Origin of the sequence: Streptomyces polyasparticus (genome assembly GCF_014493765.1) — a bacterium.
GTDB lineage: Bacteria > Actinomycetota > Actinomycetes > Streptomycetales > Streptomycetaceae > Streptomyces > Streptomyces polyasparticus.
On the sequence record NZ_JACTVJ010000029.1, the window covers coordinates 124,286 to 143,047 of the forward strand.

The window sequence follows — 18,762 nt, forward strand, 5'->3', positions numbered from 1 at the left end:
GTACGCTTCACGCACGGCCGATGCGTGAAGCGCAGCCAGCACCCACCCGTCACGTACGCCCGGCACTCCGCGTCTCCGCCACAGCGAGCCCCGCCAGCGCGGACAGCATCAGCAGGGTGCCCGCCACCGTCGCCACCGTCAGATGCTCGCCGAACGCGAGCACCGCGAGGATCGCCGCGCTCACCGGTTCGAGCAGCATGATCACGGACACGGTGGCCGAGCGGACCGCCGCCGCCCCCGCGAAGTACAGCGCGTACGCCAGCGCGGTCGGCACGGCCGCCACGTACAGCATCAGGCCCAGGACCTGGCCGAGTTGATCGGTCCGCGGCAGCAGCCCTTCGACGGCGGCGAACGGCAGCAGGCACAGTGCGGCGACCCCGAAGGTCCACACCGTCGTCGCGTGGGTGTCCGCGCCCGAACCGTCCCTGCCCCACCAGCGGGTGAGCAGCGTCATCACCGCGTACCCGGCAGCGGACAGCACCGCGAGCAGCACACCGGCCGGCCGGACCTCGCCGGGACCTCCGTCGCCCTCGCCGAGGACGAGCACGACCAGGCCGGCCAGCGCGCCCGCCACGGCCAGGACGCCGCCGGCACCGAGGCGTTCACCGAGCAGCACCCGGGCGCCGGCCGCGATAAGGACGGGGCCCGCGCCGAGCGTGACGACCGTGCCGACGGCCAGGCCTGTGGCCGATACGGCGGCGAAGTACGCGGTCTGGAAGATCGCGAGAGCGACGCCGAGCGCGATCATGCGCCCGGGCCGCGCCTTCGTCCGCACCCGGCCGTCGCGGCGCCGCAGCAGTCCGGCCACGAGCAGCAGCACGAGACCACCGGCGCAGCGCCAGAACGACAGGGCGATGGGCCGCAGTTCACTGGACTGGAACACCAGGAGCGCGGCAGCGCCCGCGGTCCCCCAGGCGACACCGGCGACGATCAGATAGAGCAGGCCGCGTCCGACGGACAGGGCGGGAGAACCAGGGGCGACAACGGCACCCTGGGTGGAAACAGCATTCGACACGAGACTCTCCGCACAGGACAGACAAAAGGGACTGTCGTCTGCGGGCAGCCGTCAGCCACTCGGGAACTCCCCGAGCGGATGCGGTGGTTGGTCGCTCCGGCCGCCCGCGCTAGGCGGCAGGAGGCGGAAGGACGAGCGCTCGTGCGTGCATGATCGCCACCCTACGCGTCGGCCCGGCTCGGCGACAATGCCGTATCGCCTTGTGGAACACCGCCGGCGACGGGCGTCGGCGGCGCCTTGACCGGCGTCGCGGACTGGGCGATGAAGGCACCGGTGAGGACCACCGCACCACCGATGATCTGCGGCGCGGACAGATGCTCACCGAGCATGATCCAGGCGAGCACGGTCGCGACGACGGCCTCGAGATAGGCGACGACACCGGCCACCTGCGGCGAGAGCCTGCGCACGGAGAGCAGACCCGTGCCGTACGCGAGCACCGTGGCGATCAGCACCACCCAGCCGAGCAGCAGCCAGCCGGGCACGGTCGTCCCGTCCATCTCCGCGGTGCCCGCGAGCACCGACCAGTCCATCTGCCAAGGGCGGGCGATCACCGTGAGGATCATGGCGCCGATCAGCATGCCGAACGCGATGACGCCGAGCGGATCCGGCGCCTGTTCGCCCGAGTCGCTGCCGTGGTCGCCGAGGATGAAGTACCCGGCCTGGCAGACCGCGGCGCCGAGCCCGAGCAGCACACCGATCGGGTCGAAGCTGAGCCCGGTCCACACCTCGACCACACAGGCGAGGCCGCCGACCGCGAGCACCACGCCGACGGCCGCGGCGCGCGTGACATGCCGGCGCTGGACGAACCGGATCCAGACGAGCACGAGCGCAGGGCCCAGATACTCGATGAGCAGGGCCACACCCACCGGGATACGGGAGATCGCCGCGAAGTAGCAGGCCTGGACGCCCGCCACGGCGAACAGACCGAAGCCGGCCAGCAACGCGGGCCTGCGAAGCAGCAGTTCGCGGTGGCGCCAGGCCACCGGAAGCAGCACGAGCGCGGCACCCGCCACCCGCAGCCAGACCACATGCAGCGGGTCGAGCCCCGCCGTGATGAGCGGCTTCGCCGCCACGCCGGAGCCGCCGAAAGCCAGCGCCGACACCAGAGCGAGCGTCAGTCCGACGCTGCGGCCCCGGTCCCCTTGAATCCCCTTGGACGTAAGCACGCGGCCATGATGACAGGCGTCGTCATGAGCGTCACCACCGATACCCCTGACATCTCGATGCGCGAGACGGCGCCGTGCATGCCGCACTCCGCAGGCCGTCGGCAACCAGGCGTCAGCCCAGCGGCACGTCAGCCCGTCAGTACGCCGGCACGTGTCACCGTCAGCCCGTCAGCGGCTCGCCGAATCCCGTATCGACATCGATCCGCTCCACCAGGGCCCGCGGATCCACACCGGAGCGGCGCAGGATCTCCACGGCCCGGGACTCGGCGTCCGAGGCGAGGGCCGCGAGCACATCGAGCCCGTCCGCGGACTCCCGGCCACCCGCCAGGGCACGTGCCTGCGCGAGCTCCATGGCGCTGAGCGCCGAGGGCGACCAGCCGGCCGGGTCCCGCACAATCCGTTCCCGTACGGCCCGTTCCGGCACGACTGGTTCCCGTACAGCCTGTTCCGGTACGACCGGAACGGCGCCCGAATCCTCCACGGTGCCCTGCCAGCGCAGCCCGTAGCCGATGGAGCGCTGCACGAGGAGGCCGAGCAGCCGGGCCACGCGCGCGCCGTCACCGAAGGCGGCGCGTACGGCGGGGTCGGATTCGAGCAGGGAGTGCAGCAGATGGGCCGTGTCCAACTGGCCGTCGCCACCGCGCACGGCCCTCCTGCGGGCGCCCGCGATCACCGACTGCAGCTCGGCATCGAGCTCGCCGTCGGGTTCGGTACGGGGCAGACGCGGGTGCGGGATTCCTCGATCCGCGGCCGGCCAGGTGGGGCTGTGCACACCCTCCACCCCATCAGCCCGGCAGGCGCCGGGGCATCCCCGCCGGGAAGCATCTTGTCCTCCGACACAAGTTGGGGATGCGTGTACGGGTTCTCCTCCTTACGGATGAGATCGCCCTCCCCTGCGCCAGGGGGCGTGCGACATCCCACCGCACTCCCCCTGCGCAACCACCGGCCGCGTGGTGCTCGTCCCCCTGGGCACCCGAGCACCACCAGAGCACCCCGGCCAGGTTCGCCGCCCGTACGCCCGCACGCCCGCGGAGAGGAGTCGCCATGCCCCGAGCCGTCCGGCCCGCCCGGCTGCGCGACGCCCCCGCCGAGGAGTACGGCTGCTGGCTGGTGGCGCTGCCCGCCGTGGACGGCAAGCAGTACGTGTACCGGGTCTACGCGCCCGAGGACGCCCTGCCGGCCGATCTGTTCTGGGAGGCGTGGCACTGCCACGACGAGGGCCCACACCCGCGCGCCTTCGACCTCTTCGACGCCGCGGTGATCCGCAGAATCGGCCGCTGAAGCCCTGCGCCAGCGGCTCGCCGAAGCCTTTCCCCGCAGGCCTGTTGTGGTTTCCGGGCCCGGGCTCCACAATTTCTGACGAGCCGTCAGTCTTGTAACTTCCCGACTGCGAGGCTACGTTCCGCGACACCGCCGCTGCGCTACCGCCGCAGCGCCATACGAGAAGGGGTGGTCGCATGGCCGAAGTCAGCGCGGAAGCACGCATCGACGCTCCCGCCGAGAAGGTCTGGGAGAAGCTCACGGACTTCTCCGTGTTCGGCGAGTGGAGCGTGACGCACACGGGGTTCCCCAAGGGGGCGCCCGAGTCGCTCAAGCAGGGCGACACGTTCGAGGAGAGCATGAAGCTCATGGGCTTCCCCGCCGATGCGGTGTGGACCGTGGAGTCCCTCGAAGACGGCCGCTCGTTCACCATCCGCGGCAAGGGCCCGATGGGCGTCAACCTCAAGCAGGCCTACACCCTGACGCCCGACGGCGAGGCGACGGTGATGCGCATCGACGGCGAGTTCACCGGTGCCGCGGTGACGCTGATGGCCGGCAAGCTCAAGGACTCGGCGACGGCCGCGCTCAACGAGTCGCTGCGCAAGCTGAGCGGGCTCATCGTCTGAGCCGCACCGCCCGGACCACGTACAAACGGCAGGTGCCCCACGTGACTCCACGTGGGGCACCTGCCGTTCATGCCGTGCTCAGTCCTGAGCCCTCGGCCCTGAGGGCTGAGGGCTGAGCCCTCAGTCCTCGTCGGCGAGGATCAGATACAGCTTCTTCCGGGCCTCGTTGACCACCGCAAGCGCCTTCTCGCGCTGCTCGGCCGAGCCGGTCTTCCAGACCTGCCCGAAGGCCTCCATCAGCCCGAATCCGGCCTGCCGGATCTCATTGACCGTGTCCCAGTCGACGCCGCGGCCGGCATCCTCCCAGGGGGCATCCGGGCCCTCGTCCGCGGCCGTACGGCCGGCATCGGTGAGCGAGAACAGCTTCTTGCCGCCCTCGGTCGCGCTGACGATCAGGCCCTCGTCCTCGAGCAGCTGCAGGGTCGGGTACACCGACCCCGGGCTGGGCTTCCACGCCCCGCCGCTGCGCTCGGCGATCTCCTGGATCATCTCGTAGCCGTGCATCGGCCGGTCCTTCAGAAGGGCCAGGATCGAGGCGCGCACATCACCGCGCCGCGCCCGTCCGCGGCCACCGCCGCGTCCGCGCCCGCCCCAGGGGCCGGGTCCGCCGAATCCGCGGGGGTCGAACCCGCCGGGACCGAAGGGCCCGAAGGCACGCCGGCCCTCGCCGCCCCGGGGCCCGTCGAAACCGCCGCCTCCGCGCGGGCCGCCAGGCCCGCCGAAACCGGGGCCGGGCCCGCGTCGGCCGAAGCCGCCGTGGTGCCGGCGGCCGTGCTCGTGCTCATGTCCGTGCTCGTGTCCATGTACATGGGGTCGCATATCAATCACTTCTCTCAGGTGTGTCGTTCAGCGTGGGATCCGCTCCTCGAATAGGCGCCGTATGCCGTCACTCGGGATGCGCTGTCGGGAGCGCTCGCGATCTTTCATGAACCATCGCGATGCCTCAACGATATATCGCTAACGCTCGCATGGCAAGCCCTTCCGACTGGGCGCCGCCTTCCAGGCCGCCCACCTGCGCCGATGACCTGGTGTCAGTGGCCGCTCGTAGGGTGCGCGGGGATTCGACGAGGAGGTTCCATGGGCTTTTCCGGCCACGTGGTCTTTGCGCGCAGCGAGCGCCCGCTGCTGGAAGCACCCCTGTTCGGCAGCGCCGGTCCAGCGCAGCAAGGCGACGTGCACGAGTGGGCGCCGCGACCGGGCGGCTGGCAGACCCTGCAGCTGAAGCAGGGCATCTGGGCGGACGAGCACCTGTCCGCCTTGGTCGCCTGGACCGGAGCGCCCGCCTGCGCAGCCGACGTCTCCGACAGCGACGTCGCCCTCATGACCGGCCTTGACCCCACCGGCCGCCGCTGGCAGGCATGGCTGCACCTGGACAACGCTGCTGCGCTCCTCGTCGGGGAACCCGAGGACGTGGACGACATGAGCCTGTGGATGGCCACCCCGGAGTTCGAGGAGGCCATCCGGCACCAGCGCGCGGAACTCGATGCGGACGTGCCGGCGGACGCCGAAGGCGCTCTCCGGTGGGCGTCGGCAGCCGGTCTCCATGCCACGCCGCAGCAGTCGCGGATCGAGCAACTGCTGCGCGCCCAGGGCACCTTCGTGGAGGAGCTGTTCGACGAGCTGCTGGACGAGCTGGGCTTCCCCGAAGCGCCGCTCTGTCAGTGAGCGAACCGCTCCGTGCGGAAGTCCGCGAGCAGCTCGTCCCGCTTCCCCGTGACGATCTCCGCAGCGAGCAGCCTGCCGATCACCGGCCCGAGCGTGATGCCGCTGTGGGAGACGGCCTCGTAGTAGCCCGGCACAGCGGACACCGCACCCACCGACGGGAATCCGTCGGCCGGGATGGGCCGGTGGGCCACCTGTGTCTGCGCGATGAGCGCGTCGCCGAGTTCCGGAACGACCTGCTTCGCCGCTTCATGCAGCAGCCTCCCAAGCTCCGCCGGCTCCTCGCCCTTGTCGATGAGCGCGTCGATCTCGCGGCTGTGCAGCACCACGGACGCCTCCCCGTCAGGACGGATCTCGACACGGGGCGCGTGCATGGCCCGGCGAACCGGGACCCGGGCGCAGTCGAGCCGGGTGACGACGCCGGGTTCCCGGCGCATCGGCAGGTCCCGGGCAAGGAGCCCGGCGACCCGGGAAGCACCTGGCCCCGCCGCGTTCACGACGGCATCGACGTCGAGCCGGCTCCCATCCGACAGAGTCACGTTCCGGACACTCCCGTCGGCACCCGTACCGATCTCGCAGACCTCAGCGCCGCACCTGAGCTCCGCCCCGGAGGCGACCGCCAAGTCCACCAGGCGGCCGACGAGTTGCCGTCCGTGCACCCACGCCTCGTCGGGATAGAACAGGACGGGGGTCCCGCCGGGCACCGCGAGAGCGGGTTCGAGGCGGCGGCGCACCTCGGCCCCCGTGCACACCTCGACCCTGTAGTCCCAACTGCCCAGCAGCTCGGCCGTCTCCAGGAGTTTCGCCTCCGCCACCGGGTCCCCAGCCCAGCGCAGGTGACCGCTGGGATGCCACCAGGAGGCAGGGCCGACGGTCTCGGCGAGTTCCCGGTACGCCGCCATGCCCGCGACGTTCAGGTCGAAGTACGACCTGCGCACGGTCTTGTTGCTGGCATTGACCCACGAGAAGGACCAGTTGGTGACCCCTTCGCCTGGCCGCCCGGCGTCGACGAAGACCACCTCGACCCCGTGCCGCGCGAGGTTCCAGCCCACACCGGCTCCGAGAACACCCGCTCCGATGACAGCGACACGTTCAGACCGCCGCACGCGCACGAAGGCCCCCTTCCAGGTTCGCGGACCGACCCCCACTTCCCAGCATTCCCCCACCCCCGCTTCAAGATGAGCGTGTGCAGACAAAACAGCGGGCCATCAATCCATCGATACCGTGATCCCCATGGCAGCTGAAGACGAGGCCCTGGCCGGCGGCATGATGAACGCGGGGGCGGTATTCCGCCGAGGGGACCTGGTGGAGCGGCCGGCACCGCGCAACGCCCGCGCTCTGCATGCCCACCTCCTTGCACTGAAGCAGCACGGCTTCGACGCGGCACCGACTCCCGTCGGCCTCACCGCGGACGGCCGTGAGCAGCTGACGTTCATCCCCGGCGACGTGGCCCTGCCGCCGTTCCCTGACTGGGCGATGACGAGCTCCGCCCTCACGTCGGTGGGCAGGCTCCTGAGGCGGCTGCACGACATCAGCGCCGCCATCCCGGTCGACACCCTCGCTCAGTGGCCCCAGGACCTCGCCGACCCGCAGGGCGGCCCGCTCGTCTGCCACAACGACGTGTGCCCGGACAACGTCGTCTTCCGCGACGGTCACGCCGCGGCCCTGATCGACTTCGACCTGGCAGCCCCGGGCCGCCCCCTCTGGGACATCGCCATGACCGCCCGCTACTGGGCGCCCATGGTCGATCCCGAGTCCGCGGCCGCCCTCTACCCCAAGGGCCTGGATACGGCCGCACGGCTGCGCATCCTTGCCGACGGCTACGGCCTCCCGGCGGGCGACCGCGCCGAGTTGCCCGCCGTCATCGAACAGGCCACAGAGGTCTGCCGGGCCTTCGTCGCCCGCCGCGTGGCCGACGCGGACCCCGGCTACCTCCAGGCCCTGGCCGACCGCGGTGGCTGGGAACGCTGGGACCGCCTGCAGACCTGGCTGGCGGACCACCGCCGGACCTTCACAGCCGCCCTCCTGAACTGACCGTTCCCCGCGCTTGGCTGCCCTTTTCCAGGCCACCCACCCCGAACCCAAGGCCACCCACCCCGAATTGGCCTTGGCCGCCACTCCAGGCGCGCCTCTACGTTCGCCCCATGCGGATTCACATCGTCGACGCCTTCACCGACCGCCCCTTCGCCGGCAACCCCGCCGGGGTCCTGCTGCTCCGCTCGTTCCCGGACGACAGCTGGCTGCAGAACGTCGCCCTCGAGGTCAACCACGCCGAGACCGCGTTCGCGCACCCGCTGCCCGCGGGCAGCCCGGCGGACTGGGCGCTGCGCTGGTTCACGCCCGCCTCCGAAGTGCGGATGTGCGGCCACGCCACGCTCGCCACCGCCCACGTCCTGAACAGCACCGGCCGCGCCCAGGGCACCATCCGCTTCGCCACCCTGAGCGGCATCCTCACCGCCACGGCGCACCCCGACGGCACCCTCACACTGGACTTCCCGACCGCCCCGCTCACCGCGGTCGAGATTCCCGCGGGCGTCGAGGAGGCGCTCGGCGCCAAGGCGATTTCCACGTACGACACGGGCACGGACGTCGGCGATCTGCTGGTCGAGCTCGCCGACGAGCGGACGATCCGCGGCCTCAGCCCGGACATCGCCGCCCTCGCCCAGTACTCGGAGCGCGGCATCATCGCCACGGCCCCGGCCGAAGACCCCACCCGGGGCTACGAGTTCATCTCGCGCTGCTTCTTCCCGAACGTCGGTATCGACGAGGACCCGGTGACCGGCAGCGCCCACACCGCCCTCGCCCCGTTCTGGTGCGAACGCCTCGGCCGCACCGAACTCACCGGCCTGCAGGCCTCCCCGCGCTCCGGCAGGGTGCAGGTCACGCTCCAGGGCGAGCGCACCCTGCTCACGGGCCGCGCGGTCACCGTCATCGACGGCGAACTGCACGCCTGAGCGCACAGCCGAACTGCACGCCTGAGCGCACAGCCGATCTGCATCCTGGACACACAAAAGGCCGCCCACCGCCTCACGCGATGGGCAGCCGACCGGCACCTCACGCAGTGGGCAGCCAACTCACCTTCCCCGCAAGCAGCGCATACCCCACGAACGCCCCGATATCGAGCAGCGTATGGGCCACGACCAGCGGCCCCACACGCCCCCACCGCCGGTAGAGCAGCACGAAGACCACGCCCATCACCATGTTGCCGATGAACCCGCCGATGCCCTGGTACAGGTGGTACGAGCCGCGCAGCACCGAACTCGCCGCGAGCGAGCCCATCGGCGAGAAGCCCAACTGGTCGAGTCTGCGCAGCAGATACCCGACCACGATCACTTCCTCGAGGATCGAGTTCTGCGCCGCGGACAGGATCAGGACGGGGAACTTCCACCACACGTCGGGCAGCGCCTCGGGCACCACGGTGAGGTTGAAGCCGAGCGCCCGGGCGAGCAGATAGAAGGCGATCCCCGTCGAGCCGATGCCCGCCGCGATCACCGCGCCACGGGTCATGTCGAAGCCCGGCCGCCTGAGGTCGAACCCGATCGAACGGGCCCCGGCCCCTTCCCGTACGAGCAGATGCAGCACGAGCGCGACCGGCACGAGCGCCGAGCAGATACCGAAGAGCTGCCAGGCGAGATCAAGCCAAGGACGCCCGGGAGCGGCCGAGGCATTGAGCGTGGCCGCCTGATCCTTGAGGCCGCCAGGCCTGGTGACCGAACCGACAAAGCTGATCAGCGCCGAGACGCCGCTGGCACCGAGCGACAGGGCCAGTACGAGGAGCGTCTCGTTCCGCAGAATTCTCCGCGAAGACCGCTCATTGGGAAAGGAATCGGCCACCAGCCCTGCCTCCACATGCACTCCTGCCTTAGTTGACCAATCGCGCCCCGCGCACATGCTCTCCCCACTAGGGTCTCGAATGCAGGTACGAAGACCGTGTGCGACAAGCCAGGGGGACGGTACGCCACGCACCTGTGTCGGCCGTACATACCCCTGCGCGTCGTACATCCATGGACGTACGAAGAGGGGCACCAGCGTCATGGGACGTCACAACATGCCGGACCGCAGATCACGGGCGACTGCGGCCGATCCGCAGCGGCCTGGCCCGCGCCGCCGCATGGTCGTCATCGCCACGGTCCTGGTGCTGAGTGTCGCCGGTTCGGCCGCCTACGTGGTGGGCGCCGACTGGCTGCCGTTCACCGGGAAGTGCGAGGACGACGCCGTACGCATCGATGTGATCGCCTCCCCCGACATGGCCCCTGCCCTGCGCGAGACCGCCACGTACGCCCGCGACAAGGAGGTCAGGTCCGACGGCCGCTGCATGGACGTCCGGGTCACGGCGCGCGACTCCTCCAAGTTCGCCGACTATCTCCGTACGGAGGACAAGCCCGGCTCGTACGAGGTGTGGGTGCCGGACTCGGACATGTGGGTGGAACGGGTCCAGCTGCAGGGCGACGAGAGCCTCCTCACCCCCACCGGCAATATCGCCTCGTCCCCCGTCACGATGGGCATGGTCCCCGCCGCCGCCAAGAAGCTGGGCTGGCCGAAGAAGACGTACTCCTGGGCGGAGTTGGCAGGCGCCGCGACCCAGGGCGACCAGCTGCGGCTCGGCGCCGCCGACCCGGCCCGCAGCGCATCCGGCCTGATGGCGCTTGCCAAGATCAGCGCATCGGCGCAGCAGGCGGGCGGCGAGGAGGCCCAGGGCCAGATCGCGGCCACGGCGAAGATCCTCGCGCAGCGCACCTCGGACAGCGACGCCCAGGCCCTCGAGACGCTGGCCCGGGACAACTCCGGTACGGAGCAGGGCAATCCGCGCCGCAATCAGGCCCTGATCGTGTCCGAGCAGGCGGCCTTCAAGCACAATGCCTCTGCGCCCGCCGCGGGCAAGCTGGAGCTGTTCTACCCCAAGGACGGCGCACCCGAGCTCGACTATCCGTACGCACTGCTCGACGAGCCGGGGCAGACCACCGACGAGAGCCGGGCCGCGCTGCGCTTCATGACCCTGCTGGGCGAGGAGGCCGGCGAGGACATCCTGGCCTCGCACGGTTTCCGCACCGGCCGCGGCGCGCCGCCGGACACCATCGTCAAGGCGGCCGGCGGCAGCAGCACCCAGCCCGTGACGAACGCGTCGGCCGAAGACCTCACCACCAAGCAGCTCCAGGAGACCCTGGGCGTCTGGACGATCACGGTGCAGAGCGCACGAGTCTCGGTCGTCGTCGACGTCTCCGGCTCGATGGCCGAGCTGGTGCCGGGCCGCGGCCTGCCGCGTATGGAGGTCACCAAGGCGGCGCTGACCGCGGCGCTTTCGCAGTTCACCAACGAGGACGACTTCGGCCTCTGGGAGTTCTCCACACTCCTGGAAGGCAGCCGCGACTACCGCGAACTGGTGCCCACGGACCGCCTCGGCAAGCACACGGGCAAGGGCGGCACCACGCAGCGCGAGCTTCTGACGCGGGAGTTCAGCAAGCTGCAGCCGGTGCCCAACGGCGCGACCGGGTTGTACGACACGACCCTCGCCGCGTACAAGCAGGCCCTGAAGACCCATGTGCCCGACATGTTCAACACGGTGGTCATCGTCACCGACGGCGAGAACCAGGACCCTGGCTCGATCACCCGCAGCGCCCTGATCGCCGAGCTGGAGCGCCTGGCCGACCCGGACCGCCCGGTGCCCCTGATCGCCGTCGCGGTCGGCCCCGGCGGCGACCGCGACGAGCTGGATCAGGTGGCCAAGGCGACGGGCGGCTCGGGCCACCAGGTCGACGACCCGGCCCAGGTCCCGGAAGTGATCCTCAAGGCCATCACGGCAGCGGCCCAGGCGAGCGCGGGCTGACCCTGCTGCGGGCCGGAACCGCCCGGCCCGCGGCACGCCTCACCGCCACCACAGGCCTCGCCTCCACCGCAGGGCTCACTTCCACCGCAGGGCTCACCCGCGCGAGGGCCTCACCCCGGCGCCACCACCGCATCCGGCAGCGCGCCCACCGGCCAGGTGTGCACCGGCTCGCCCGCGTGCATGAGCTCGCAGTAGCGCCGGGTCGTCGCGGCCAGCGCCGCCTCCCGGTCCAGACCGCCCTCCAGTGCACGGTGGTAGGTGGCCACCTGCCACGAAGCCCCGTTCACCCGCCGCTTGCAGCGCTCCTCGATGATCCCCAGGTAATGGTCCCGGTCCACGGGCGCCACTCCCCACGCATCGAGCCCCGCCGCCGCCAGCGGCAACAGCTCATTGCGTACGAGATCGACGGCGGGCATCCGCGCCACGCCGCCGAAGCGCCCGGGACGCGGCCAGTCGAGCTCTGCCTCGATGCCGTACCGGCAGGCCGCGTCGAAGTTGGCGGCGGCCGCCTCGAACGGCAGCCTCGACCACACCGGCCGGCTGTCCTCGGCGAGCGCCCTGACGACCCCGTAGTAGAAGGCCACATTGGCGATGACGTCGGTGACGGTCGGGCCGGCGGGCAGCACCCGGTTCTCCACCCGCAGATGCGGTACTCCGTCGGCGATCCCGTAGACGGGCCGGTTCCAGCGGTACACCGTCCCGTTGTGCAGCACGAGTTCGGACAGGGAAGGCACCCCGCCCTCGTCGATCACGCGCAGCGGCTCCTCGTCGTCACAGATCGGCAGCAGGGCAGGGAAGTAGCGCAGATTCTCCTCGAAGAGGTCGTACGGCTTGGTGATCCACCGCTCCCCGAACCAGGTACGCGGCCGTACCCCCTGCGCCTGCAGCTCGGGCGGGCGCGTATCGGTGGCCTGCAGGAACAGCGGCGGCCGCGACTCACGCCAGAGCTCGCGCCCGAACAGGAAGGGCGCGTTGGCGCCCACGGCTATCTGCGCGGCGGCCACGGCCTGCGCCGCGTTCCACACATCGGCGAACCGCCCCGGAGTGACCTGCAGGTGCAACTGCACGGAGGTGCAGGCCGCTTCGGGCGCGATGGACGCGGACGTGCACGAGAGCCGCTCGACACCCTCGATCTCCAGATGGAAGTCCTCACCCCGCGCCGCCACCATCTGGTCGTTCAGGAGGATGTACCGGTCCACCGCGGAAAGATTCGAGGACACCAGATCGTCCTGTTGCAGCGTCGGCAGAATACCGATCATGACGATCCCGGCGGCCACCTCGTTCGCTTTGCGGTGCGCATAGTTCAGCCCGGTACGCAGCTCCTCCGCGAGCTGGTCGAGAACCCGCCCGCCAAGTGCATGCGGCGCAATGTTCACTTCGAGATTGAACATCCCGAGTTCTGTCTGGAAATCACGGCTCGCGATCCGTTCGAGAACTTCCGCATTCATCATTCTCGGCAAACCGTCCGGCCCCGTGAGATTCAGCTCTATCTCCATGCCCATCAGATTCCGGGGCCTGTCGAACCGCTTCTCGTCCAGGAGCCGCGCGAGCCCCGCGAGGCACTGCTGCAGCTTTCTGCGGTAGCGCTGCCGATCGGACAGGTCGAACGCGCCCGCAGCGACCTTCTCCCCCATCGAAGTGTCCCCTCCTCGATTGGGCAGTCCACGGCCACTGTGTCACCGGGGATGATGCCCAGGCAATGTGATCGATAACGCCCCGCACCTGCCCACCCGGCTGTACCCTCAATCACATTCACCTGCGGCACATTCACGCGGCATGCGGCACAGCGCAGTTGCACCCGCGAGGGCCCTGGTGGAATACGCCGACGAGAATCGGCCGACCGCCCGTACGGACATTGCCGAGGTCAGCGGCGCAAGCCACTCCAGAATCGGGAGAAATACCTCGGTATGGCGACCGAATACCGCCTTGCCCGCAATACGGGGGACGGCTACCCGAAACATTGTGAGAACACACGTCGTATAAACTCCGCGAACGAGGCAGAGAGTTGGCGCTCGCGGACTGGAACCTGGCCATCCCCCGCCCCTCTGGCCCCGAGAGCTGACAGCGCCGTCCGCACACACCTGCCCCCGCGCCACCAGCCTGTCTAATGAGAGGCGACCCACCATGCCGCTGCAAGTCCCCCCGGCTCCCGCGCCGGCCCTGCGCAGCGTCCTCGCGGCCCTAGGTTCCCCCACCGCCGTACGCGAGGCGCGCACCCCGTCCCTGCGCAATGCCCAGGGACCCGTCACCGCCGAACTCCCGTTGCCCGTCCACGTCCTGAACCAGGCCGGCACACCACGGACCAGGCTCACCGGCTGGCGCTTCCTGCTGCGCAGCGAGGGCCGCACGGTGGCTGCCGGCGACACGATGCTCACCGCCGACGGCTGGACCTTCTCGCACTTCTTCGAAGGTCCGTACCTCAACTCCACCGAACGGGCCCTGCGCCAGGCGGAGTCCCTGCAGACGGCCTGCCAGCCGCGTCTGCTTTCGGTCCCCGAGCTGTACATGCTGACGCTGTGGCTGCATCACGACTGCAGCTCGGACGGTACAGAGGGCCGCCTCGCCTCCACGGATGTGCTCGTGCCCCTGGCGCCCGCGCCTCCGGGCATCGCCGCCCACCAACCGCATCTCGCGGCCGAGCTGCTCCCGGTCCTCACCCACCGGCTGGCTCCCGCAACCCTGCTCGGCCAGGCGGTCTGAGCCCCTGTACGTGTGTCCCGCGACGCAGCCGGTCGCGGGGCACACGCATGTCACGGGGGCAATCCGCGTGGCCCTTACATAGGCCGGGCCCCGCACCGCCCGACCGGACTAGCCCCTTCAGGCCACCCCTAACCACCCGAAGAGACCGCCGAGTTGGACTGAACCGTCCGCACGGGTGATGCGTCACTTCCTGGTGAGGAGCGCTGCCGGTAAATCCCTGCGGAATCGAGCCCGTAGGGCAACACTGGTTCCGGACCGACCTGACGGGGGGCGGCAATGAACACCGCAGCACACCGATCCATCCGCGGGACACAGATCACCACTTCGACGCAGCGAAAGAACCCTTCCATGTGCCAGCACCAGCCAGCCTGTCCCACAGCCGACTCAGCCGACCGGGAAGCGGCACTTCTTGTGGCTTTCCACCCGGAGCAGGGCTGGAGCCTGCTGTGCAACGGGGTCCTCCTCTTCGAGGACACCGGTGAGCTGCTGCCGGACGGGCAGATCATCGCGCCGCACCGGCCGCTGGGCGCAGGCTCCGTGGTCCGCGCGGCCTGAGAACCACCGGACACACCCCGCAACACCGAGGGCCGGCCCGGAGATCACTCTCCGAACCGGCCCTGACGTATGCCCGGGATCCGAGCGTCATCCACGGGGGTGTGGGGGCGTCAGCCCCCACGGATCCCACCGCCGCGGAGCGGTGGAGCGACCCGGCCCGTGAGGCCCTCCTCAGTTCTCGTACGCGTCCAGCGGCGGGCAGGAGCAGACGAGGTTGCGGTCTCCGTACGCCTGGTCGATCCGGCGCACCGGCGGCCAGTACTTCTCCGCCGCCACCAGACCGCCCGGGAAGACGGCCTCTTCACGGGTGTACGGGTGCTCCCACTCGCCGGCCATCGTGGCCGCCGTGTGCGGGGCGTTGTGCAGCGGGTTGTCCTCGGCGGGCCACTCGCCCGAGCCGACCTTCTCGATCTCCGCGCGGATCGCGATCATCGCGTCGCAGAACCGGTCCAGCTCGACCAGGTCCTCGCTCTCGGTCGGCTCGATCATCAGCGTGCCGGCCACCGGGAAGGACATCGTCGGCGCGTGGAAGCCGTAGTCGATCAGACGCTTGGCGATGTCGTCCACGCTCACACCGGTCGCCTTGCTCAGCGGCCGGAGGTCGATGATGCACTCGTGCGCCACCAGTCCGCCGGGGCCGGTGTAGAGCACCGGGTAGTGCGGCTCCAGGCGCTTGGCGATGTAGTTGGCGCCGAGCACCGCGACCTGCGTCGCGCGCTTGAGGCCCTCGCCGCCCATCAGGCGGACGTACGCCCAGGAGATCGGCAGAATCCCGGCCGAGCCGAACGGCGCGGCGGAGATCGGACCGACACCCGTCTCCGGACCCGCGGCGGGCTGCAGCGGGTGGTTGGGCAGGTGGGGCGCGAGGTGCTCGCGCACCGCGACCGGACCGACGCCCGGACCGCCGCCGCCATGCGGGATGCAGAAGGTCTTGTGCAGGTTCAGGTGCGAGACGTCGCCGCCGAAATGGCCGGGCTTGGCCAGACCCACCAGGGCGTTGAGGTTCGCACCGTCCACGTACACCTGGCCGCCGGCGTCGTGCACCTGGGCGCAGATGTCGGCGACGTGCTCCTCGAAGACACCGTGCGTCGAGGGGTACGTGATCATCAGGACGGCCAGCTCGTCCTTGTACTGCTCGATCTTGGCGCGCAGGTCCGCGACGTCGATCTCGCCGTCGTCGGCGGTCTTGACCACGACGACCTTCATGCCGGCCATCACGGCGCTCGCGGCGTTGGTGCCGTGCGCGGAGGACGGGATGAGGCAGACGGTGCGCTGGTCGTCGCCGTTGGCGCGGTGGTAGCCGCGCACCGCGAGCAGACCGGCGAGCTCGCCCTGCGAACCGGCGTTGGGCTGCAGCGAGACCTTGTCGTATCCGGTGACCTCGGCGAGCTGCTCCTCGAGCTCACGGATCAGCGTCAGATAGCCCTGCGCCTGCTCGGCCGGCACGAAGGGGTGCAGCTGGCCGAACTCGGGCCAGGTGACCGGCTCCATCTCGGTGGTCGCGTTCAGCTTCATGGTGCAGGAGCCGAGCGGGATCATGCCGCGGTCGAGCGCGTAGTCCTTGTCCGAGAGCTTGCGCAGGTAGCGCAGCATCGCGGTCTCGGAGCGGTGCTCGTGGAACACGGGGTGCGTCAGGTACTCGCCGCCGCGGAGCAGCCCGGCGGGCAGCGCCTCACCGGCGGTGGCGTCGAGCGCCTCGATGTCGCCCTCGACACCGAACGCGGACCATACGGCGGCCAGTTGCGTACGCGTGGTGGTCTCGTCGCAGGAGACGGAGACGCGGTCGGCGTCGACCAGGTGCAGGTTGACCCCGCCCTCGCGCGCGGCGCTCACTACCTCGGCGGCCCGGCCCGGCACCCGCAGCGTGAGCGTGTCGAAGTACGAGCCGTGCACGACCTCGACCCCGCCGGCCTTCAGACCCTCGGCGAGGATCGTGGCGTAGCGGTGCGTACGACGCGCGATGTCGGCCAGCCCCTGCGGACCGTGGTAGACGGCGTACATACCGGCCATGACGGCGAGCAGTACCTGCGCGGTGCAGATGTTGCTGGTCGCCTTCTCACGGCGGATGTGCTGCTCACGCGTCTGCAGCGCGAGGCGGTACGCCTTGTTCCCGTCGGCGTCGACCGAGACACCGACCAGACGGCCGGGCAGGCTGCGCGCGAACTTCTCGCGGACCGCCATGTAGCCGGCGTGCGGACCGCCGAAGCCCATCGGCACACCGAAGCGCTGCGTCGTACCGACCGCGATGTCCGCGCCCAGCTCACCGGGCGAGGTGAGCAGCGTCAGGGCGAGCAGATCGGCGGCGACGGTGACGATCGCACCGAGCTCGTGCGCCTGCTCGATCACGGGCTTCAGGTCCCGCACGGCACCGGAGGCGCCCGGGTACTGCAGCAGCACACCGAAGACACCGCGCTCGGCGATCTCCGCCGGAATGCCCTGCGAGAGATCGGCGACGACGACCTCGACACCGGTCGGCTCGGCGCGGGTCTCGATCACGGCGATGGTCTGCGGCAGCGCATCGGCGTCGACCAGGAAGACACCTTGCTTGACCTTGCCGACACGACGCGCGAGCGCCATGGCCTCGGCGGCCGCGGTGCCCTCGTCGAGCAGCGAGGCGCCGGAAGTGGGCAGACCGGTCAGATCGGCGACCACGGTCTGGAAATTGAGCAGCGCTTCGAGCCGCCCCTGCGAGATCTCCGGCTGGTACGGGGTGTACGCCGTGTACCAGGAGGGGTTCTCCATGACGTTGCGCAGAATCACCGGCGGCGTGAACGTGCCGTAGTAGCCGAGACCGATCATCGGCGCGAGCACCTGATTGCGGTCGGCCAACGTGCGCAGTTCCGCGAGGACTTCCGCCTCGGAACGGCCCTCGGGCAGAGCCAGCGCCTCGGCGCTCTTGATCACATCCGGCACCGCGGCCGCGGTCAGCTCGTCCAGCGAGCCGTAGCCGACCTGGGCGAGCATCTTGGCGCGCGCCTCGGCGTCAGGGCCGATGTGCCGCTGCTCGAAGGGGATGCCACGCTCGAGCTCGTGAAGCGGGATGCGGTTGGCGGTCATTACGGAGGCCTCCTGGTCGTTACGACCTGCGAGGGGTACCACGGCGCGGGTACCCGGACGGCCTCCCCCTCTGTCATCTCAACCTGAGAGTTTCACCGGACCGTGACATGCACGCTCCGGCTTTCACCGTCGGTGAGAGCGGAAGCCGTCGACGCCCGCCCTGCTTTCCAGAGTGACCTCGTCCATGCGGTACGGGTGCCTGAGAGATTCCGGGGAGGATTTGCTCCTTCGGCGCCTCCGGCCAGTACGTTCACTGGGCCCGGAGAGCTCTCCCGCACGGGGTCAGCAGCCGTCTGCCAGCCTACCAGCGGGCACACGCGTCGATTCCGCGCCTACGGGCCCCGAATTCCCCGAGTGGCCAAGGGCCGCATTGTGCTCTTTCGTAGTGAATACGGATGACTTGACCCGGGGCGGACGTCCGACTGGCGTGCGACTTGTCTGGAGGGCCTGTGCAGACCGACATCGACCCCCGCAGTCTGATCGGCCGCAAGGCCTTCGACCGCAACGGCTCCAAGCTCGGCACCGTGGACGAGGTCTATCTCGACGACGCGACGGGCGTCCCCGAGTGGGCGGCGATACGCACGGGCCTGTTCAGCAGGGACGCCTTCGTCCCCCTGGAGCCCAGCGAACTGGTCGAGGGCACCCTGCACGTGCCGTACGAGCGCTCCCTGATCAGAGACGCCCCCGACTTCGGCGTGGGCCGCCACCTCTCCCCCGACCAGGAACTCCAGCTCTACCACCACTACGGCATCTCCCTCACCACGGACACCGATCCCCCCAAGGACCACAACTTCGGCCACGTCGCGGGCGAGTGACGGTTGGCGGGGTCTGGGGGCGCAGCCCCCAGAGGGGGTCTGGGGGCAGAGCCCCCAGTGGGGGCAAGGGGCGAAGCCCCAA

At 70.3% G+C, this 18,762-nt stretch carries 17 protein-coding genes and 1 riboswitch; of the genes, 9 read left to right on the forward strand and 8 right to left on the reverse strand.

Translation table 11 applies throughout. The features are described 5' to 3' along the window. Positions 1–49 precede the first annotated feature (49 nt). The 3 genes from H9Y04_RS40515 to H9Y04_RS40525 form a co-directional block, all read right to left on the reverse strand. Positions 50–1,015, reverse strand: a complete 966-nt coding sequence (locus H9Y04_RS40515; protein WP_187819251.1) for a DMT family transporter — start codon at positions 1,013–1,015, stop codon at positions 50–52. Between the two features lie 161 nt (positions 1,016–1,176). Next, positions 1,177–2,181 (reverse strand): EamA family transporter, encoded by a 1,005-nt coding sequence (locus H9Y04_RS40520; RefSeq protein ID WP_308801865.1) that lies wholly within the window; start codon positions 2,179–2,181, stop codon positions 1,177–1,179. 160 nt (positions 2,182–2,341) lie between these two features. Further along, complete coding sequence (locus H9Y04_RS40525; RefSeq protein WP_438818211.1) at positions 2,342–2,953, reverse strand: Clp protease N-terminal domain-containing protein; 612 nt, start codon at positions 2,951–2,953, stop codon at positions 2,342–2,344. Positions 2,954–3,225: 272 nt separating this feature from the next. On the opposite strand from H9Y04_RS40525, the gene H9Y04_RS40530 reads away from it, so the two are divergent. Both H9Y04_RS40530 and H9Y04_RS40535 read left to right on the forward strand, forming a co-directional pair. Continuing rightward, complete coding sequence (locus H9Y04_RS40530) at positions 3,226–3,462, forward strand: hypothetical protein (protein ID WP_187819279.1); 237 nt, start codon at positions 3,226–3,228, stop codon at positions 3,460–3,462. Between the two features lie 176 nt (positions 3,463–3,638). Continuing rightward, on the forward strand, positions 3,639–4,067 hold the full coding sequence (locus tag H9Y04_RS40535) for a type II toxin-antitoxin system Rv0910 family toxin (RefSeq protein ID WP_187819252.1): 429 nt from the start codon (positions 3,639–3,641) through the stop codon (positions 4,065–4,067). 120 nt (positions 4,068–4,187) lie between these two features. On the opposite strand, the gene H9Y04_RS40540 is transcribed toward H9Y04_RS40535, so the two are convergent. Further along, a complete protein-coding gene (locus H9Y04_RS40540; protein ID WP_187819253.1) occupies positions 4,188–4,886 on the reverse strand; it encodes a PadR family transcriptional regulator in 699 nt (232 codons plus the stop codon). Positions 4,887–5,144: 258 nt separating this feature from the next. Between H9Y04_RS40540 and H9Y04_RS40545 the strand changes: the two genes are divergently transcribed. Continuing rightward, a complete protein-coding gene (locus H9Y04_RS40545) occupies positions 5,145–5,732 on the forward strand; it encodes a hypothetical protein (protein WP_187819254.1) in 588 nt (195 codons plus the stop codon). On the opposite strand, the gene H9Y04_RS40550 is transcribed toward H9Y04_RS40545, so the two are convergent. Next, complete coding sequence (locus tag H9Y04_RS40550; RefSeq protein WP_438818212.1) at positions 5,726–6,877, reverse strand: NAD(P)/FAD-dependent oxidoreductase; 1,152 nt, start codon at positions 6,875–6,877, stop codon at positions 5,726–5,728. The genes H9Y04_RS40545 and H9Y04_RS40550 overlap by 7 nt on opposite strands. A gap of 85 nt (positions 6,878–6,962) precedes the next feature. Here H9Y04_RS40550 and H9Y04_RS40555 point away from each other — a divergent pair, with 85 nt between their 5' ends. Further along, the gene (locus H9Y04_RS40555; protein ID WP_187819256.1) at positions 6,963–7,763 is read left to right on the forward strand and encodes a phosphotransferase; all 801 of its coding nucleotides are present in this window, start codon (positions 6,963–6,965) and stop codon (positions 7,761–7,763) included. 110 nt (positions 7,764–7,873) lie between these two features. Continuing rightward, positions 7,874–8,683 carry a PhzF family phenazine biosynthesis protein gene (locus tag H9Y04_RS40560; protein WP_187819257.1) on the forward strand — a complete coding sequence of 270 codons (810 nt, stop codon included), beginning with the start codon at positions 7,874–7,876 and terminating at the stop codon, positions 8,681–8,683. A 100-nt stretch (positions 8,684–8,783) separates the two neighbouring features. Here the strand turns inward: H9Y04_RS40560 and H9Y04_RS40565 are convergent, their stop codons facing one another. Continuing rightward, entirely contained in the window at positions 8,784–9,584 is an 801-nt protein-coding gene (locus tag H9Y04_RS40565; protein ID WP_187819258.1) for a CPBP family intramembrane glutamic endopeptidase, read from the reverse strand. A gap of 178 nt (positions 9,585–9,762) precedes the next feature. Here H9Y04_RS40565 and H9Y04_RS40570 point away from each other — a divergent pair, with 178 nt between their 5' ends. After that, positions 9,763–11,553: a substrate-binding and VWA domain-containing protein gene (locus tag H9Y04_RS40570; RefSeq protein ID WP_187819259.1), complete on the forward strand. Its 1,791-nt coding sequence runs from the start codon at positions 9,763–9,765 to the stop codon at positions 11,551–11,553. 110 nt (positions 11,554–11,663) lie between these two features. Here the strand turns inward: H9Y04_RS40570 and H9Y04_RS40575 are convergent, their stop codons facing one another. Then, positions 11,664–13,187 carry a glutamate-cysteine ligase family protein gene (locus tag H9Y04_RS40575; protein WP_187819260.1) on the reverse strand — a complete coding sequence of 508 codons (1,524 nt, stop codon included), beginning with the start codon at positions 13,185–13,187 and terminating at the stop codon, positions 11,664–11,666. A 490-nt stretch (positions 13,188–13,677) separates the two neighbouring features. On the opposite strand from H9Y04_RS40575, the gene H9Y04_RS40580 reads away from it, so the two are divergent. Together H9Y04_RS40580 and H9Y04_RS40585 are read left to right on the forward strand one after the other, a co-directional pair. Beyond that, positions 13,678–14,253, forward strand: a complete 576-nt coding sequence (locus H9Y04_RS40580) for a hypothetical protein (protein WP_187819261.1) — start codon at positions 13,678–13,680, stop codon at positions 14,251–14,253. Positions 14,254–14,601: 348 nt separating this feature from the next. Beyond that, a complete protein-coding gene (locus H9Y04_RS40585; RefSeq protein ID WP_187819278.1) occupies positions 14,602–14,808 on the forward strand; it encodes a DUF5999 family protein in 207 nt (68 codons plus the stop codon). Positions 14,809–14,979: 171 nt separating this feature from the next. On the opposite strand, the gene gcvP is transcribed toward H9Y04_RS40585, so the two are convergent. Continuing rightward, a complete protein-coding gene (gene gcvP / locus H9Y04_RS40590; RefSeq protein WP_187819262.1) occupies positions 14,980–17,865 on the reverse strand; it encodes an aminomethyl-transferring glycine dehydrogenase in 2,886 nt (961 codons plus the stop codon). A 177-nt stretch (positions 17,866–18,042) separates the two neighbouring features. After that, positions 18,043–18,150, reverse strand: a riboswitch (glycine riboswitch). A gap of 164 nt (positions 18,151–18,314) precedes the next feature. Between gcvP and H9Y04_RS40595 the strand changes: the two genes are divergently transcribed. Beyond that, the gene (locus tag H9Y04_RS40595; RefSeq protein WP_187819263.1) at positions 18,315–18,680 is read left to right on the forward strand and encodes a PRC-barrel domain-containing protein; all 366 of its coding nucleotides are present in this window, start codon (positions 18,315–18,317) and stop codon (positions 18,678–18,680) included. The last annotated feature ends 82 nt before the right edge of the window (positions 18,681–18,762 follow it).

Bases quoted from the DNA above. Each gene is read 5' to 3' on its own strand.
- H9Y04_RS40530 (WP_187819279.1), top strand. From the start codon at position 3,226: ATGCCCCGAGCCGTCCGGCCCGCCCGGCTGCGCGACGCCCCCGCCGAG.
- gcvP (WP_187819262.1), bottom strand. From the start codon at position 17,865: ATGACCGCCAACCGCATCCCGCTTCACGAGCTCGAGCGTGGCATCCCC.
- H9Y04_RS40570 (WP_187819259.1), top strand. From the start codon at position 9,763: ATGGGACGTCACAACATGCCGGACCGCAGATCACGGGCGACTGCGGCC.
- H9Y04_RS40585 (WP_187819278.1), top strand. From the start codon at position 14,602: ATGTGCCAGCACCAGCCAGCCTGTCCCACAGCCGACTCAGCCGACCGG.
- H9Y04_RS40580 (WP_187819261.1), top strand. From the start codon at position 13,678: ATGCCGCTGCAAGTCCCCCCGGCTCCCGCGCCGGCCCTGCGCAGCGTC.
- H9Y04_RS40545 (WP_187819254.1), top strand. From the start codon at position 5,145: ATGGGCTTTTCCGGCCACGTGGTCTTTGCGCGCAGCGAGCGCCCGCTG.
- H9Y04_RS40540 (WP_187819253.1), bottom strand. From the start codon at position 4,886: ATGCGACCCCATGTACATGGACACGAGCACGGACATGAGCACGAGCAC.
- H9Y04_RS40560 (WP_187819257.1), top strand. From the start codon at position 7,874: ATGCGGATTCACATCGTCGACGCCTTCACCGACCGCCCCTTCGCCGGC.
- H9Y04_RS40555 (WP_187819256.1), top strand. From the start codon at position 6,963: ATGGCAGCTGAAGACGAGGCCCTGGCCGGCGGCATGATGAACGCGGGG.
- H9Y04_RS40575 (WP_187819260.1), bottom strand. From the start codon at position 13,187: ATGGGGGAGAAGGTCGCTGCGGGCGCGTTCGACCTGTCCGATCGGCAG.
- H9Y04_RS40535 (WP_187819252.1), top strand. From the start codon at position 3,639: ATGGCCGAAGTCAGCGCGGAAGCACGCATCGACGCTCCCGCCGAGAAG.